The sequence below is a fragment of the Pseudoxanthomonas jiangsuensis genome, from assembly GCF_010093185.1.
Lineage (GTDB): Bacteria > Pseudomonadota > Gammaproteobacteria > Xanthomonadales > Xanthomonadaceae > Pseudoxanthomonas > Pseudoxanthomonas jiangsuensis.
Genome location: NZ_PDWL01000130.1, coordinates 1 through 534, shown reverse-complemented (window position 1 = coordinate 534; position 534 = coordinate 1). Strand labels below are relative to the sequence as shown.

1 pseudogene is annotated in these 534 nt (G+C 62.5%); it reads left to right on the top strand.

Annotated features, from left to right (window positions below):
• Positions 1-183 precede the first annotated feature (183 nt).
• Positions 184-495, top strand: a pseudogene (locus CSC62_RS17630) (TonB-dependent receptor domain-containing protein); the annotation flags it as partial.
• Positions 496-534: the final 39 nt, after the last annotated feature.

Genomic DNA, 534 nt, shown 5'->3' with positions numbered 1-534 from the left:
TTTTAACAAGAGCACGGCGGCGTGCGAGTGGGGCCCCCGTCGCGGGGGCTCGGAGATGTGTATAAGCGACCGCCCCAGCGAGGCGGAGCGCGCCGCGCCGTAATCCCACTCCAGCGACAGGTCGATGTTGTGCGACAGCAATGGCTTGAGGCCGGGATTGCCTTCCTGGCCGGAGCCGCCTTCGATGCGGCCGATCTGGTCGGCTTCTACGACAAGGGACAATGGCAGGTCCGTGCGGCCTACAACTGGCGCGACGAGTTCCTGGCTGCGCGCTTCGACGGTAGCGGCCTGCCCAACCCGGTCTATACCGAAGCCTATGGCCAGCTGGATCTGAACATCGGCTACAAGTGGACCGACAACCTGTCGCTGAGCCTGGAAGCGATCAACCTCACCAACGAAATACAGCGCCAGCATGGCCGGCAGAAGAACGAGATCATCTATGCCACCCAGACCGGCCCGCGCTACATGCTGGGTCTGCGCTACAAGTTCTGGTGATACCGCTGTAGCGATGCAGGACTGACTGCATCGCTACAG